Annotated in this window: 14 protein-coding genes; 9 read left to right on the top strand and 5 right to left on the bottom strand. The window is 42.8% G+C overall.

Annotated features, from left to right (window positions below):
• The first annotated feature begins 77 nt into the window (after positions 1–77).
• Positions 78–2,039 (top strand): OmpA family protein, encoded by a 1,962-nt coding sequence (locus KUV50_RS03915; RefSeq protein ID WP_222578788.1) that lies wholly within the window; start codon positions 78–80, stop codon positions 2,037–2,039.
• Positions 2,040–2,169: 130 nt separating this feature from the next.
• Here the strand turns inward: KUV50_RS03915 and KUV50_RS03910 are convergent, their stop codons facing one another.
• A complete protein-coding gene (locus tag KUV50_RS03910) occupies positions 2,170–2,997 on the bottom strand; it encodes a hypothetical protein (protein ID WP_222578787.1) in 828 nt (275 codons plus the stop codon).
• Positions 2,998–3,053: 56 nt separating this feature from the next.
• Between KUV50_RS03910 and KUV50_RS03905 the strand changes: the two genes are divergently transcribed.
• Both KUV50_RS03905 and KUV50_RS03900 read left to right on the top strand, forming a co-directional pair.
• Positions 3,054–3,941, top strand: coding sequence for a DNA/RNA non-specific endonuclease (locus KUV50_RS03905; RefSeq protein WP_222578786.1), 888 nt, complete (start codon positions 3,054–3,056; stop codon positions 3,939–3,941).
• Positions 3,942–4,146: 205 nt separating this feature from the next.
• Positions 4,147–5,691: a helicase HerA-like domain-containing protein gene (locus KUV50_RS03900; RefSeq protein WP_222578785.1), complete on the top strand. Its 1,545-nt coding sequence runs from the start codon at positions 4,147–4,149 to the stop codon at positions 5,689–5,691.
• An 18-nt stretch (positions 5,692–5,709) separates the two neighbouring features.
• On the opposite strand, the gene KUV50_RS03895 is transcribed toward KUV50_RS03900, so the two are convergent.
• The gene (locus KUV50_RS03895) at positions 5,710–6,924 is read right to left on the bottom strand and encodes a 6-bladed beta-propeller (RefSeq protein ID WP_222578784.1); all 1,215 of its coding nucleotides are present in this window, start codon (positions 6,922–6,924) and stop codon (positions 5,710–5,712) included.
• 395 nt (positions 6,925–7,319) lie between these two features.
• Here KUV50_RS03895 and KUV50_RS03890 point away from each other — a divergent pair, with 395 nt between their 5' ends.
• On the top strand, positions 7,320–7,988 hold the full coding sequence (locus tag KUV50_RS03890) for a VOC family protein (protein ID WP_222578783.1): 669 nt from the start codon (positions 7,320–7,322) through the stop codon (positions 7,986–7,988).
• A gap of 169 nt (positions 7,989–8,157) precedes the next feature.
• On the opposite strand, the gene KUV50_RS03885 is transcribed toward KUV50_RS03890, so the two are convergent.
• Positions 8,158–9,696, bottom strand: a complete 1,539-nt coding sequence (locus KUV50_RS03885; protein ID WP_222578782.1) for a SulP family inorganic anion transporter — start codon at positions 9,694–9,696, stop codon at positions 8,158–8,160.
• Positions 9,697–9,882: 186 nt separating this feature from the next.
• Between KUV50_RS03885 and KUV50_RS03880 the strand changes: the two genes are divergently transcribed.
• The 4 genes from KUV50_RS03880 to KUV50_RS03865 all read left to right on the top strand — a co-directional run bounded on the left by KUV50_RS03880 (position 9,883) and on the right by KUV50_RS03865 (position 12,999).
• Positions 9,883–10,461 carry a sugar O-acetyltransferase gene (locus KUV50_RS03880; protein ID WP_222578781.1) on the top strand — a complete coding sequence of 193 codons (579 nt, stop codon included), beginning with the start codon at positions 9,883–9,885 and terminating at the stop codon, positions 10,459–10,461.
• A 315-nt stretch (positions 10,462–10,776) separates the two neighbouring features.
• On the top strand, positions 10,777–11,142 hold the full coding sequence (locus tag KUV50_RS03875; RefSeq protein ID WP_222578780.1) for a hypothetical protein: 366 nt from the start codon (positions 10,777–10,779) through the stop codon (positions 11,140–11,142).
• Positions 11,139–11,831: a uracil-DNA glycosylase family protein gene (locus KUV50_RS03870; protein ID WP_222578779.1), complete on the top strand. Its 693-nt coding sequence runs from the start codon at positions 11,139–11,141 to the stop codon at positions 11,829–11,831. Before KUV50_RS03875 ends, KUV50_RS03870 begins: the two co-directional genes overlap by 4 nt.
• Before the next feature lie 277 nt (positions 11,832–12,108).
• A complete protein-coding gene (locus KUV50_RS03865; protein ID WP_222578778.1) occupies positions 12,109–12,999 on the top strand; it encodes a hypothetical protein in 891 nt (296 codons plus the stop codon).
• A 42-nt stretch (positions 13,000–13,041) separates the two neighbouring features.
• Here KUV50_RS03865 and KUV50_RS03860 read toward each other — a convergent pair whose 3' ends face one another.
• Together KUV50_RS03860 and KUV50_RS03855 are read right to left on the bottom strand one after the other, a co-directional pair.
• Positions 13,042–13,809, bottom strand: a complete 768-nt coding sequence (locus KUV50_RS03860; RefSeq protein WP_222578777.1) for a type ISP restriction/modification enzyme — start codon at positions 13,807–13,809, stop codon at positions 13,042–13,044.
• Between the two features lie 29 nt (positions 13,810–13,838).
• Entirely contained in the window at positions 13,839–14,759 is a 921-nt protein-coding gene (locus KUV50_RS03855; RefSeq protein ID WP_222578776.1) for a sterol desaturase family protein, read from the bottom strand.
• Positions 14,760–15,135: 376 nt separating this feature from the next.
• Here KUV50_RS03855 and KUV50_RS03850 point away from each other — a divergent pair, with 376 nt between their 5' ends.
• The gene (locus tag KUV50_RS03850; protein ID WP_222578775.1) at positions 15,136–15,960 is read left to right on the top strand and encodes an N-acetylmuramic acid 6-phosphate etherase; all 825 of its coding nucleotides are present in this window, start codon (positions 15,136–15,138) and stop codon (positions 15,958–15,960) included.
• Positions 15,961–15,968: the final 8 nt, after the last annotated feature.

Genomic DNA, 15,968 nt, shown 5'->3' with positions numbered 1-15,968 from the left:
GATCAAATAGCAACTAATAAAACAGGGCAATGTAAACAATCATTGCCCTTTTTTATTAGCTTTAGACTATGATTAGGATGTCAATAGTATGGATTAGTTGTTTTGGACTGTTTTTCCTGTCAGGATGCATTACCACCGAAAAGATCGCTGATGGAAGGACCGCGTATGAAAGAAAACGCTACGCACAGGCCATTCAATATCTTTTACAGGAGGTCGAGACGGCACGCAGCAAGGAGTTGAAAAGTGAACTTGCATACTTATTGGGAGATTCCTATGATCATATTGGATTTTTTGCAGATGCTCAAAAATGGTTTTTTGAAGCCTATGATAATGAGTATGGATTGCAAGCTCTGCTGAAATATGCAGATATGTCCAAAAAAATAGGTCAATACGATGAAGCGGCAGCAGCCTATAATCTGCTCAATAAAGAAACCAATGACGCCTCCCGTTTTCAAAAAGAAATCGTTGCGGCCAATCAAGCTAAAGACTGGAAAAGAGTAGCAGATCAGAACCCCGAACTGACAGTCATAAATTTGTCAACCATCAACACCCCTTATTCTGAAGTAATGAATCAGGTGTACGGTCCCGAGTACTTCTTGTTTTCTTCGGATCGGGATGGCTCTGAAGGTCGAAATTACTACGCATGGACGGGGCACAAATTTTATGACATTTACCAGGTAATGAATCGGGAGGTCAACGCTTTTGATGACTTTAGTATCAATACAGAACATCATGAGAGCGATGGTTCCTATGATGATAAAAAGGAATTATTTGTATTTACCCGGTGCGAGGAACTGGACGACGATTATGATGTGTTTTGCCGGATCATGTATTCGCGTAAGAATGAGCAAGGGGAATGGTCTGAAGAAAAGACCATGCCATTTACCACGTCCAATGTGAATTTTATACATCCGTATGTATCCGGAGATGGACTACGAGTGTATTTTGCCAGTGATATCGATAAGAATGCGAGAGGATATGATCTTTTTTATACCGAATGGATCGACGAGCAGTGGTCGGAACCGGAAATATTGAATTTCAGCAATATCAATTCGGAATCAAATGAATTGTATCCTTCTGTTTTCAATGATACATTGTATTTTAGTTCAGATCGACCTGGAATGGGTGGACTGGATATTTATAAAACCTATCAGGTAAACGGTCAATATGTAAATCCACAAAATTTATTACCACCCATTAATTCAAGTTTCGACGATTTTAAATATTTACCCTTTGAATCCAACAGAAACGATCAATTGAATTCGGCCTATTTTTCAAGCAATAGAAGAGGAGGAGCTGGTGGAGATGATATTTATATGTATTACCGTAAAAGAAGCAAACCATTTACTCCTGATGTAAAAGAAGAAGAGCTATATACCTTTCAGCTCCATTTACGTACGGTAGCCCGAAAGGAAGACCCCCAAAGTGGGCAAATGTTGCGATTCCCATTGGAGGACAGCCGAATTCGTGTGCAGGGTGCAATTGATTCGACCTTGTCTTCAGATCTCAACGGAGAAGTTGTCATCGTTAATTATGACCAGACCCCATTGAACATAGCCTTTTCCAAACCCGAGTACTTCACGTACAAAGAAAGCCTGACTTTGGATAAACTAGGACCACCTGACACGGTTGGACAGAACATCATCTATCGCTATACCCGGTTGATGGATCCCATCGTGAAGAACAAAGAAATTGTACTTGAAAATATTTATTATGACTACGATCGCTGGAACATCCGCCCCGATGCCCGGCCGATTTTGGACAGCCTGGCTAACTTATTGAACGATAATCCAGAGATTGGAAAAATAGAATTGACATCTCACACCGATTGCCGTGGCACCGATGACTATAACTTAGATCTTTCTCAGAAAAGAGCAGAATCTGCGGTATCCTATCTGATCGATGCTGGTATAGATCCGAACCGCCTGGAAGCGCGAGGATATGGCGAAAGCCAACCCGTTGCGGATTGTTTGTGTGAAGATTGTACGGAGGAAGAGCATCAGGAGAACCGTCGAACCGCGTTTAAAATATTGGAGTGATTTAACAGCAATGCTCATGGTGGATGGTTGATGAGGTTGATGGGGTTTGTGCTATGGCTTGCTTTCATCTTTGAACTTCGGTGCCTAGAACTCTGTTTGCTTCCACCTTTCAGCTTGGCCTTTTGAGCTTTCACATTCTTTGCTTACTTCCTTTCCATTGCAATCCAATCGCCGGAGACCATCCCAGGACAGGGTGATATTGGGTACTTATTATGGATTTTAACTGTTCCGACAGCGGAATGATAAATCCAACACCATACTGAGCCGGGTACCATTGAAAAGATCCGATCAATTCGACATTTTTGATTAGTTCTTGTCGTAGAGCTGTAACCGGATATAACCTCTGATCAGTATAGTGTATCGAGGTAAAAAGTTGTGTTTGCGTGGACCATTTCACATGGGCACCAGCATAGATAGTAAGTTCATTGGAATAGTCGTTTTTCTTCCATGGCATCAATCCATCCACTCTCAATGCAATACCCCAATTCTTAGTATCATAAAGACCGGCTACGGATGAAGATCCGGACCAGGGACTGCCCCTATTGGCGATTTTATTCTGATGGAAGCTTTGACTGGTCCCTATTGATAAATTTTTTCCGAGTTGCTTACCAACACTCAGCGTAATCCTGGAAGAATTGAAATCAGGGTGGCCCAACTTCATGATTGACAAACCCACACCAAAGTTGATCGGTAATGGAACTGCAACGTGTAATCCCAGTGCATATACATCAAACCCGGTAAACACAGATTGGATATTGCCAGATAATTGGAGTGATGTGATCTCCGGCAATAGGCCAGGTTGAAGAACATAGGCATCCTGATCTGCGGAGAATGCATCCGATGAAAGCATACAGGAGTTATAAGCGGTCGTGAAAACAGGGTGTTCCTGGCCCGCACACTCGCCGCTATGGTATATCAGAATGAAGATCAGTGTGGTATGACTGAAAAACGATGCCATGCGTTAAGTTACTCAAATGTTTTGATATATTTGCTTTAATAAATTTGAAATTCAACGTGGCATTTGAAAGCAGGCATATAGGAAATAACAAAGGAGGCAGTGGGATGATCATCCGGGTACTGCTTATGGGTGCCATACTGGTTGCCTTTGTATTGATGTTGCGAAAGTTGCCCGGCGTCATGACGGAAGTTGCAGACAATGAAACCACATCCGAACCCGTAACTGCCACGTACTGGCCGGAATCCAATCTCCCGGTTATCCAGCACTCTACCTTTACCCTGACTTATGATGAAGAACATGAACAGGCGAAGTGGGTGGCCTATGTTTTGACAAAAAAAGAACTCAATCGCCAGTTTGTGGATCGGACAGATTGGTTTGAAATGGATGAAGCGATACCTACTGGTAGTTCAGAATATTATGATTACAAAGGCAGCGGGTATACCAAAGGCCATTTGATCCCGTCCGCCGACCGCGCGTGGAATCGGGCTGTCAATGAAGAAACCTTCCTAATGAGTAATATTAGTCCGCAGGCGTATAATTTCAATGGCGGAGTATGGCGGGAATTAGAAGAAAACGTTCGGGATTGGGCTCGAAGCAATGACCGGCTTTACATCGTTACAGGTCCCATAATAGGGAAAAGTACCAAGACCATTGGTGAAAATCAGGTGACCGTCCCGGAACGATTTTTCAAGGTTATATTGGACTTTGATGAACCAGAGCTCAAAGCTATTGGATTTATCATCCCCAATGCAGCGACAGATCTTCCTTTATCGGAATTTGCAATGCCGGTCCGAAGCGTAGAGGAACAAACGGGAATTGACTTTTACAATCAACTTATCCAGTCTGATTCATTGGAGAAGGTTCTGGAGTCGAATTTTGAATTGAATTTATGGCCCGTGGATGAGAACCGATACCGAATGCGGGTCGACAAATGGAACAGATGAAGATGAATGAACGTTCCTTGGAAAGGTCGATGTCGGGGACATCGAAGTGAGAGAACCTCGAAGCGAGCGGCCCGGGAATGAAGGAATGAAATAATAAAAACGCGATTTATTGCGACTCCACAGAAGAGATCAGTGGTAACAGAGCCGCGAATTATCATGACTTCTAATAGAATAATTCATTAAGAAGAAATAAAAAGATGACCACATGGGCAAAAACAACTTTGAGTCAACGATAGCAGAAGGATATCAACACAAAGGGGAGTCGCTAATCATGGGAGGAGCAATGATGGATGGCACCACGATTCCTGAATTATTTGTACGAGCGCCGCTGAGTATGTTCAATAGGCACGGGATGATCTCCGGAGCCACTGGAACGGGGAAGACCAAATCTCTGCAAGTTTTATCTGAGCATCTATCTCATCACGGGGTTCCGAGCCTAATCATGGATATAAAAGGCGATCTGAGCGGATTGGCCAGACCGGGAAAGGATCACCCCAAGATCGATGAGCGCCAATCTGCCATCGGACTTCCATTTTACCCCAAAGGATTCCCGATCGAGTTTATGACCTTGTCCGGTCAGGATGGCATCAAACTACGAGCGACCCTGACTGAATTCGGTCCGGTTTTGTTTTCCAAAATACTTGACCTCAATGGGACACAAACCAGTATTGTAGCGATCATCTTCAAGTATTGCGATGACAATAAACTCCCCTTGATCGACTTGAGAGATTTCAAGAAGACGCTGACCTGGATGACTACTGATGGAAAAGATGCTGTGGAGAAGGAATATGGTCGAATTCACAGTGCCTCAGTGGGTGCCATTATCCGGAAAATGATCGCACTGGAACAGCAAGGTGCTGATATTTTTTTTGGTGAACCTTCTTATGAAGTAGCTGACCTTTGCCGGACCGATCCGGATGGCCGCGGTGTAATCTCTATTCTCCGGTTGATGGATCTGATGGATCGGCCGCAGCTGTTTGCGACCTTTATGTTGCAAATGCTAGCAGAAATTTTTTCGTCTTTCCCGGAAGAAGGGGATCTCGAGAAGCCCAAACTGATGATATTTATCGATGAAGCCCACCTTATTTTTGATAATGCCTCGAAAGAACTGCTCAACCAGATCGAAACAACCGTCAAGTTGATCCGGTCCAAAGGAGTAGGGGTCTTTTTTATCACCCAAAATCCGGTCGATGTGCCGGATAGCGTATTGAGTCAATTGGGTATGAAAGTACAGCATGCCCTCCGGGCTTTTACAGCCCGGGACCGGAAAGCCATCCGGTTGGCAGCACAAAACTTTCCCGAAACCGAATTTTATGACGTGGCGGATTTATTGACAAAATTAGGCACAGGAGAAGCACTGGTGACTGTACTCAATGAAAAAGGTCGACCGACGCCCTTGGTTCGTACCATGATGCGCGCTCCGGAAAGCCGGATGGATGTATTGTCTCCAGCTGAGATCAAAGATGTGATCGACCAATCTGTGTTGGCACCAAAGTATGCCCAGGATATTAACCGGGAAAGCGCTTATGAGATTCTTGCGGAAAAAATGGCCGAAGCCGCCCATGAAGAAATCAAGGAAGAAAAGAAAAAACAATATAAAAAACCGACACCCACCTATTTTGAAAAAACCGTCGATCAGGTGACCCGGCAACTTACAAGAGACATCTCCCGAGAAATTTCCCGTGGATTGCTCGGCGTGCTTGGCCTGGGGAACAAGCGGTCGAAGAAGAGCAGAGGATGGTTTTTTTAATGGATAAGTGAATATATCTTATTTCAATTTCACCAATTGGATCACCGGATTTCCCATTCTTTTGGCGGTATCAAAAAGATCCAACACACTGGAATCCGCACGATGCATAAAATCCGGAGCAATGGCGAGGGCTTCTTGATACTCTTGTTCCATCTTTCCGGGGTCATACGAATAGTCGTATGCTTCATTTGTGCCTGATAGGTAACCGGAAGGCCAGAACGAGAAAAACCCATTGAGGTCATCCCAAAACCGATTGTATCCTGCAAAATCCTGTATGCCGGTGATGGTATTGTTCTGTGTGTCTATGAGCACAGATTTAAAAGTAAATATGCTTCCTTCATTGATCGTGAGAAAAAGATACCTCGGAGATCCGACTACAGATTGAATCAAATGATGACCATCCAGATGATCGTCATCAACTGAACTCCCAACGGATTGGAGCAACATGTCATCTGAAAGGCTGTTCTCAAGAAGTATTGACAGCCATTCATCAATAGACCATTTTTTTTGGGTATTGGTCTTGTAAAATCGTCCATTCTGGTACATTTCATAAAATACAAGCTGTGGTCCCAAATCAAAGGTGCGCATGGGCATAATAGCGGCTTGCAGATAACTTTCTTTAAATTCCGTCCAATGTGGATGTTCTCTCGATGTCACCAAATTTAGGTTTTGGTCATAAACAAAAAGGAATTGCAGATGGTGGTATTCATTCAAGAACATAGGAAAGGAGCTCATTGCAAGAAGATGACCATCTTTAAATGTCAACTCGTTAATATAGTAATTTTTCACTGATAATTCATGAAGCAAATTTCCGGTGGAATCATAGTGGATGATTTTCTTCAGTCTGGAGGAATTCACATAAATATCCAGATTGGATGGATTAATAGCAATATCATCGATATCGAGGTATTCCCCCGGACCTTTCCCCTGGTGCTGAAAGGTTGATAGCACCCGACCTTGTGGTGAAATGGTATAAAACACACCCTGATCATCATAGATCAGGTAGCTGTCACCAAAATTGGCTAATCCATTTATCCTTTTGATATAATGACCACCCGTAGTATCGATGAGGAGATACCTGGAACCCTTAGCAATGGTTGATAACGGAAGTGGATCCGGATTTTCAAAGATAGCAGCCGGGATAAATAAAGTATCGGTTCTATCAGTGGCTTCGGGATGACGACAGCCGAAAAATAGCCATGGAAGAAAGGAAAGCATAAAAATAGTTTTCATAGCTGTAGTTTGGATCAGCCCGAATTGAGCCCGAGTCATCTAAGGGATACTTTACTTACAAAGATGGGTTTTTAAGAGATTTTGGTTGTTCGTGGGAAAGGAACTTGCCAGGCAGCTGGGGAGTGGGGTAGCGCCTGGACTTAGTTCCAACCCACCTCTCGGCAACTCCTTCAGAACAATATTCATGTAGATGATTAGTCTTTGTTTATGTCGAATGGCAAGGTGTAAGCCTCCTCGCTCTCGCTTCAAGCTATCAGCATAGGATTCTTCACCGACCACTCGAATTAGTCGTGTTCTACCTTAGTTGATTGATAAGGTGTAAGTCAACATTTTCACTATACTATTACAATGAATATTTATAATTTAACATCGTTAAACCAAAACGACAGATTCCAATGAAGATCGACCAGCTCAACTTGTATTCCACACAAATCGACGATCAATGGCAATTCTACAAAGGAATACTTGGATTACCTTGTGACAGAATCGCTGACCAAACCTTCCGGGTGAATACCTTGCACACACAACTGGAGTTTCAGCATTCCGGTCCGGAACAATACTACCATTTTGCGTTTCTGCTACCCACCGGGACCATGCACGAAGCCATCACTTATTTGGAATCCCGGGGTATTGAACTGTTGATGCTGGACGGAGAGAAGATTGTACATTTCAACCCAGGACAGGCCATTTACTTCAAAGACCCGGATGGAAATATTGTGGAATGGATCGAGCGGCCCTCGGTGCAGGATGGGACAGGATTAAAATTTGATCCGGCCAACCTGGTTTGTGTCAATGAAATTGGATTACCTGTAGAACGTCCCCGGAATACAGCCCGGCTATTAATGGATAGGTATGGCATCATTCCTGAGAATCCGGAAGGTTTCAGTGATGAATTTTGCTGGGTCGGTGATGCGCGTGGTGTTTTGATCGTCGTCAAAAAAGGGCGCAATTGGCTCCCCACTGACATCTCTTCGGTAACCAACCATTTCAAAATCCAATACCGATCCAAAGGTGAAAGCTATCACTTGGAAATAAAAGGTGATGAGATAGAAATAATAGGGTAGGGGAATCAAGCCAGAATAATTAACGGACAGAAGTTATAGCATCAGTCTCAGCCAATAACCAACAGCAAAGTTTATCGCCCGTCACAAAGTAGGGAGGCTTACTAACTACCAAATACCTAAGTCACGATGAACTATTACAATTTACCATCAATAATTTACAATTAATAATTCACCCCACCGAATCAGGAATTTCATCTACCATCACTTTGTAATTCGGATCTTCCAGTACATTGACATCGATGATTTCCTCGGCTCGTTTAAGTAAATGCTTACAATCCGGGCTGAGATGTTTCAAGTGCACTTTTTTACCAACCTTATGGTATCGGTCTGTTATCTTATTCAGTGCTTCGATAGCAGACATATCCACCACACGGCTTTCCTTAAAATCTATAATGATTTCGTCCGGATCATTGAGCACATCAAACTTATCGTTGAATACCGCTACGGATCCAAAGAATAAGGGTCCGTACATTTCATAATGTTTTACCCCATCTTCATCAATCCGTCTTCTTGCCCGGATTCGCTTGGCGTTGTCCCATGCAAAAACCAATGCGGAGATAATAATACCGATAATGACGGCCAATGCCAGGTTGTGCAAGAATACGGTAATCAAGGTCACGGCAACCATGACAATAATGTCCGAAGTAGGCATTCGTCGAAATGTTTTCAGACTTGCCCATTCAAAGGTACCGATGGACACCATGATCATGACTCCAGTAAGTGCCGCCATGGGAAGTTGCTCGATCAGTCCGGATCCGAACATGATAAATACGAGCAACATAATCGCTGCAACAATTCCGGAAAGCCGGGCTCTGGCACCGGATGATATGTTAATCAGGCTTTGGCCGATCATTGCGCAACCACCCATTCCGGAAAAGAATCCGGATAAAATGTTTGCAGATCCCTGGGCGATAGCTTCGCGATTCCCTTTTCCACGGGTTTCTGTGATTTGATCAATAACATTGAGCGTCAACAGACTTTCGATAAGACCTACACCGGCCATGATGGCAGCATAGGGGAAAATAAGCGCCAGGGTTTCAAAATTGAAAGGAACTGCCGGAATATGAAACGGTGGGAATGTTCCATTGATGGATGCAATATCTCCGACGGTTCTGGTATTAATACCAAATGCGACAACCAGTGCAAAAACCACCAATATCGCCACCAGGGAGGAAGGAATTAATTTCGTTAATTTGGGTAAACCCCAGATAATTACCATAGTAATCAGGACCAATCCAAGCAATACATGCAGGGTGGAACCGGTTAACCACTCGCCTTCCGGTGTTTTGAACTGAGCCAATTGGGACATAAAAATGATAATTGCCAAACCGTTCACAAATCCGTAAATGGCTGGTTGTGGGACCAGTCGCATCAGTTTACCCAATTTCAAAACCCCAGCCAATACCTGTATGATACCCGCCAGCACGACGGTGGCAAAGATATATTCCACACCATGTGATACGGCCAGAGAGGCAATAACGACAGCTACAGCACCGGTCGCTCCGGAGATCATCCCTGGACGACCGCCAAAGATAGAAGTCACCAGGCCCATAACAAAAGCTGCATACAATCCAGTTAACGGGGACAGTCCGGCGATCATTGCAAAAGCTACCGCCTCCGGCACTAAGGCCAATGCAACCGTTAAGCCGGAAAGGATTTCTGTTTTATAATTTACTTCCTGGGAAAAATCGAAGAGTTCGAGTCGCATATTTGGTGAATACTTAAATCAAGAATTTGAAATAAGGGCGCAAAAATACGATAATTATATGAATTGGACGAATGAAAAATTGAGTATCAAAATTAGAACAGGGTTAAATCGAAGTTTCAAAGACCCTAAGTCGGTATTACTCCAAATATTCGTAATTTACATTTTATCATATATTAATGAACTCAAATGACTGCAAGTACCCCCACAGAGCTCGAAAAAATGATTTCCGGAAAGGATTACAATCCAACAGATCCTGAATTGAGCAGAAAACGATGGCAAGCGAGAGAAATGTTGAATGAATGGAAGGGAATACCTTATCAAGATTGGACAGAAAAAAGAAAATTGTGGCAGCGTTTATTTGGTCATACATCCAATGATCTCACGATTGAACTACCTTTTTTATGTGATTACGGGTTCAATATCCACCTGGGTAAAAAGGTTTTCATCAACTTTGACTGTATATTTTTGGATTCTGCTCCGATCCACATTGGTGACCGGGTGATGATCGCGCCTTCCGTGAAAATCTTTACAGCGTCTCATTCGCTGAATCACCGTCAACGAAATAGTGGCGTTGAATTTGCAAATCCAATCTCCATAGGTTCCGATGTATGGATCGGAGGAGGAGCCATCATAAATCCTGGTGTTACCATCGGAGATCGGTCTGTGATCGGATCGGGGAGCGTGGTGACCCGGCACATTCCGGCTGATGTCCTGGCAGCCGGCAACCCGGCACGAGTGATCAAGACTTTAAACGACAGTCGTTAGTCGATGGTTTTTGGAGGTCACTTTACTTTTCCGGGATTTTCTGATGTGATGTGGTATTGTTTGTGGTTTGGCTCTTGAGCTTGGAGTCAACTCATGGCGTTTGTGTGGTAGTTTAACTTATCTGGGATTTGCTAATGATAGCTGGTATTTTTTGTAGTTTGTTGTTTGTGGTTTGGAGGAGCGGCTTTGGGAGAATATAAGGAGGGAGTATCCAATGAACTGTGTTATTGGTTTGAATCACGAGATCCTGGGACGGAAAAACTGCAATCAAAATACATTTTGTATATTGTGAGAAGACCAACGAAGATGAAGGTCATGGAAAATGAAAAAACCTGTAAATTCTGCAATAAAGCGTTGATTGGACGTGCTGATAAAAAATTCTGTGATTCTGAATGTCGTTCTAGTTATTATAATGCGCTTAATCGAAACGCGAATAACTTCATGCGGAAAATAAATCGTACGCTCAGTAAAAACCGTAGAATTCTAAAAAAACTGAATCCCGATGGAAAAGCTACTATCCACAAAAACCAGCTTATTAAATTGAAGTTTGATTTTAATTATCACACCAATACCTATCAAACCAAAGCAGGAAAAGTATATTATTTCTGTTATGATCAAGGTTACCTTCCTCTAGACAATGGTTATTTTGCTCTGGTTGAGCGCCAAGAATATGTATTATGAGGCCAACTTTTACGAATAAAACCTTTGGCGAACAGGTGATCGAATTCCATCAAAATCTCAAGGTTCCGGATCACTTACCGGTCGGCGTTGAATGGATTAATAATCTGGATCAGGAAGAAACGCAAAGATGTATTACTGAATTTTTTAGCCGGTATTTTTCTGATCATCGAAAACGACTTTTTCTCTTTGGGATTAATCCGGGGCGTTTTGGTGCCGGGTTGACAGGCGTGGGGTTTACTGATCCGGTGTACCTGGAAGAGCGTTGTGGGATTTCCAATTTATTTGATAAACGTCATGAACTGTCTTCCCATTTTATCTATCGTGTCATCGACGCATATGGGTCCGTCGAGCGTTTTTATAAACATCATTTTATAACTTCTCTATTACCTTTGGGTCTTTTAAAAGACGGCAAGAATTACAATTACTATGATGATCCCCAAACCCTTTCGGCATTGGAACCCTTTGTGATCGAATCTATCAACAAACAAATCGAATTTGGCACTCTTGAAGATCGTGCAATTTGTATCGGAAAAGGTACCAATTACCGTTATTTTACAAAGCTCAATAAGCAACAAGGCTGGTTCTCTAAGATCACTCCCGTTCCGCACCCCAGATGGGTCATGCAATACAACAGAAAGGACATTGATCTTTACGTCGAAAAATATTTGAGTGTATTGATGGATGCCTAACAATGTTCTTCACTAAGCAGCATTGTAGGGCCATCTATAGCCCTTCTTACATAGCGAAGAAAATGGTACCCAAGGTCAAGCCTGATTCCAGATGAGGATAATTCTTTCATCTGATTTTTTCCATATCGCTCCTGCCGCCACTTTTACTTCCATTAACATTCATAAAGCAATTATTTCAAAACATACTGCGTTTTGTAAGTCATATGATTTCGTAATCAGAGAGTTTCATTACTTCGTGCAAGACATTGAAATTAAATATTTTAAATATTATATTAATATGAAATATCAGTTTGCTTATTTGTTACTAGTTTGCTTATTTTCGCTCGGACTCATCAGCTGCGAGAAAGATGAAAATGACATAGATACCAGAACGTTAAGCCTAAACATATCTGGATTATCTGATTTGGGGCCAGATCATACGTATGAAGGGTGGATGGTGGTTGACGGGGACTATTTTTCCACGGGTTCATTTACCGTCGATAGCAACGGAGGGCTATCACAATCCCAATTCCAAGTACATCCGGAAAAACTGGAAAATGCCGAAGCATTTGTATTAACCATCGAATCTGAGTCTGATCCAGACACAGAACCCAGCACGGTTCGGTTGCTGGCTGGTAACTTTTCAGGAAATGAAGCTTCCTTATCGATCGCTCACGGTAATGCGATAGGTACCGATCTCACGAGTGCCAAAGGGAAATATATCCTGGCCACCCCAACAGACGGTCAGGACAACACACAGGAAAATAGTGGCGTTTGGTGGCTGGATCCGACAAATGGACCGGGTCGGGGATTGGAGTTACCTGAACTTGGTACCGGTTGGAAATATGAAGGATGGGCAGTCATCAATGGCATTCCGGTATCAACAGGCAAATTTACCTCAGTGGTAGATGCTGATGAATCCGATCACTATAGTAGTACCACAGCCAGTGGCCCCGCTTTCCCGGGGGAAGATTTTCTATTGAATGCACCAGCAGGGTTGGACTTCCCGGTTAATCTAGCAGGTCGACAAGTGGTTATTTCTGTCGAACCAGACCCGGACAACCATCCATCACCTTTCCTATTAAAACCATTGGTTGGTAATGTTCCTGACCCTGCTTTGGATCATACCTCTTACGATATGACAAACAATGCATTGAATTCAAGTCCAACGGGTAAGGCGGTCAGGTAACCCACTTTGTTCATGGTACGAGAATGGTACTGATCGAGAAATTCACGTCTGATTCTTTGTTAAATATTGATCGATTTTGCGCTGTATGCGCTGAGTTTCATCGACTGCTAATAACATTTGAATAAAAGCAGTCTTTTGTGCATCTTCCAGATTTTCAAAGGTGTGTTTTTCGATCCAATTTAGAACCGGTCGGAAGCCGTTGATCGTATACGCCCATACCGGTTCAGGCACATTATTAATGTGATATTTTGCATTCACGGTAAGGTGGCCGGTTTGTTGCATTTCATCACTTAGCGTAAAACGAGTCGAACTTTGACCTGTATTAAAATCTTTGGATTTGATAAAATCAATACCAGGATTGCCTAGTTTCTTCCTTTGGCCATGAAGCTTTCTAAGCTCGGAACCAAATTCAACCATTTTCCAAAATTGATCTGATACTGGCAAGGGAAGTGTTGAATCTGGATCTTCCAGATGGTTCCAGTAAGTTCGACTGTGCCACCATGCATAGTAGTAATCCCATAATTCCATAGGGTGGAAGGTTGTACGAAATCCTGGTCGTAAGTCCGGATCATTTGCAAAACAGACCTTTCCCTGGGAATCCAAAATGGTATCCGACATTTGGAGATCAAGGACTTTTTGAAGATATCTTTTATATGATTGGGCCATGGATTCGATGTGACGGGAGATATGTCTCAGTTTATAGTGGTACGGCATTTGATCACTGAGAAAAACAAAAACACCCGCTGGCCGGTCATCTTCACTTAGAACGGTTGGGATAATTAATTGTGAATCCAAAGATTCTTTAATCATAATACGGGATTGTAATACCAAGCAAAAAATTATTCAGGATAGGTTTTATTCTTAGTTGCCAGCTGGGCATCCAATCTAACCGATCCCTTTTTTCGGTGATCGGATTGGTGGCTGAGATCATTCCTATGGGCCACCGGACGCCAACCGGGTCGGCCAAACGCATATAAGAACCCCTCTTTTAGGGATTGGGCGGTTCGAACATCTTTCCAGATGTCGTGCCATTCATGAAATGCGATTCGAAAAGGATTGTAGGTGTTTATGTTTCGGGTCAAGCCATAGGTCGGACGGTATAATTCGGGTTGAAAAGTTCCAAATATTCGGTCCCATATAATCAAAACACCAGCGTGATTTTTGTCGATGTATTCAGGATTGGACCCATGGTGAACCCGGTGGTGGGATGGGGTATTGAATAAAAATTCGATCGGACGAGGCAGTTTGTCTATAGTTTCCGTGTGAATCCAAAATTGATAAATTAAACTGATGGCCTGCATCGTCATTACCATGATTGGATGAAATCCGAGAAAAGGCATCCAAATCCAAAAGAGGAAGGCCCCTGTCAGGTTGCCTGTCCAGGTTTGTCGAAGTGCTGTAGACAGATTGTATTTACGGGAAGAATGGTGTACCACATGAGATGCCCAGAAAAATCGGATTTCGTGACTTTTTCGATGGAACCAATAGTACGAAATATCGTCAGCGAAAAATGCCAGTATCCAGATGTACCATTCCCACCCCAGGGTAAACAACCTGAATTGGTAAATCAAGTAATAGGTGCCAAATACGAGCGCTTTACCCCAGATGCCAATGATAACATTTCCGATGCCCATGGCTAAACTTGAAAATGTATCTTTCGTGTCGTACAGATCTTTGTGATCTATACTGTTGATTACTATTTCAAGTAATAAAAGAAGAACAAAAGCCGGAATAGCCCAGTGAATCAGGTTGATTTCCATACCATAAATATTGAGCAGGTAAGATATACAAAAATAATCTTTAAAAAAAGTCTGGAAAATGAGAACTAACCGGGTATATATTCATGTTGTTTATGATACGTATAATAAACTTAACAATATTGTAGTTATAGTGTTAATCAATTCAAAGCCTGCAAACCGTAAATTGTTTGTGGGTTTGAATCAAGAATAGTTCTAGTTTTGCACAGCAAGTTGTAGAACCATGATGTGTTATCAAACTAACCTTAAATTCCTGTTCTTTTATAAAGGGCAGGAATTTTTTTTGTTCAGGTTAATCCATTGCGGGAGAAATATGCGGTTTTCTACCTGCTGCTATCTTAATTATTCTCTATCTTTGGCATTCTAAACGCTGGATAAAATGGATAAAATAACAGAAAAAAGTTCTTCATATCAGGATCTTGAAAAAAAGCCCGTGGGAGAACTGCTTCAGATACTCAATGAGGAAGACCGGAAAGTACCCGAAGCCATTGGACGGATACTTCACAAAATCGAACCACTCGTTGTGCAGACCATATCAAAAATGAAACGAGGCGGACGGCTTTTTTACATTGGTGCAGGCACTTCCGGCCGACTTGGTATTTTGGATGCTTCAGAATGTCCACCAACTTTTGGGGTTCCGCACGACTGGGTCATCGCATTGATTGCAGGAGGCGACAAAGCCATACGCCATGCTGCCGAACATGCGGAGGATGATGAGGAACAAGCGTGGAAAGACCTCTCAGAATACGGTATCAATACCTTGGACACGGTGATTGGGATCGCTGCCAGTGGTACGACACCTTATGTGGTTCATGGATTAAAGAAATGCCGTGAGAACAATGTGACCACCGGATGTGTCACCAACAATCCAGGATCACCTCTTGCAAAACACAGTGATTTTCCTATAGAAATCGTGGTAGGACCTGAAGTCGTCACAGGAAGTACCCGAATGAAATCGGGGACATCACAAAAACTTGTGTTAAATATGATCAGTACTTCTGTAATGATCGGTTTGGGTCGCGTGAAAGGCAACAAAATGGTCGATATGCAACTCTCGAATAATAAATTAATAGAACGGGGTAGTTTGATGATCCAGCATGAGCTGGAGGTTTCTTATGAAGAAGCCAAATCATTGTTACTACGGCACGGTGGGGTGCGAACTGCGCTCGAAGCTTATCGTGCTGCCAGCGTAAAACCACAATGATCATAAAT

The sequence above is a fragment of the Membranihabitans marinus genome (assembly GCF_019802045.1).
Taxonomy (GTDB): domain Bacteria; phylum Bacteroidota; class Bacteroidia; order Chitinophagales; family Saprospiraceae; genus Membranihabitans; species Membranihabitans marinus_A.
This window is presented reverse-complemented; position numbering and strand designations above follow the sequence as displayed.

Excerpts from the sequence above, each read along its gene's own strand:
- KUV50_RS03915 (WP_222578788.1), top strand. The coding sequence starts at position 78 with ATGTCAATAGTATGGATTAGTTGTTTTGGACTGTTTTTCCTGTCAGGA.
- KUV50_RS03910 (WP_222578787.1), bottom strand. The coding sequence starts at position 2,997 with ATGGCATCGTTTTTCAGTCATACCACACTGATCTTCATTCTGATATAC.
- KUV50_RS03900 (WP_222578785.1), top strand. The coding sequence starts at position 4,147 with ATGGGCAAAAACAACTTTGAGTCAACGATAGCAGAAGGATATCAACAC.
- KUV50_RS03895 (WP_222578784.1), bottom strand. The coding sequence starts at position 6,924 with ATGAAAACTATTTTTATGCTTTCCTTTCTTCCATGGCTATTTTTCGGC.
- KUV50_RS03890 (WP_222578783.1), top strand. The coding sequence starts at position 7,320 with ATGAAGATCGACCAGCTCAACTTGTATTCCACACAAATCGACGATCAA.
- KUV50_RS03885 (WP_222578782.1), bottom strand. The coding sequence starts at position 9,696 with ATGCGACTCGAACTCTTCGATTTTTCCCAGGAAGTAAATTATAAAACA.
- KUV50_RS03880 (WP_222578781.1), top strand. The coding sequence starts at position 9,883 with ATGACTGCAAGTACCCCCACAGAGCTCGAAAAAATGATTTCCGGAAAG.
- KUV50_RS03875 (WP_222578780.1), top strand. The coding sequence starts at position 10,777 with ATGGAAAATGAAAAAACCTGTAAATTCTGCAATAAAGCGTTGATTGGA.
- KUV50_RS03870 (WP_222578779.1), top strand. The coding sequence starts at position 11,139 with ATGAGGCCAACTTTTACGAATAAAACCTTTGGCGAACAGGTGATCGAA.
- KUV50_RS03865 (WP_222578778.1), top strand. The coding sequence starts at position 12,109 with ATGAAATATCAGTTTGCTTATTTGTTACTAGTTTGCTTATTTTCGCTC.
- KUV50_RS03860 (WP_222578777.1), bottom strand. The coding sequence starts at position 13,809 with ATGATTAAAGAATCTTTGGATTCACAATTAATTATCCCAACCGTTCTA.
- KUV50_RS03855 (WP_222578776.1), bottom strand. The coding sequence starts at position 14,759 with ATGGAAATCAACCTGATTCACTGGGCTATTCCGGCTTTTGTTCTTCTT.
- KUV50_RS03850 (WP_222578775.1), top strand. The coding sequence starts at position 15,136 with ATGGATAAAATAACAGAAAAAAGTTCTTCATATCAGGATCTTGAAAAA.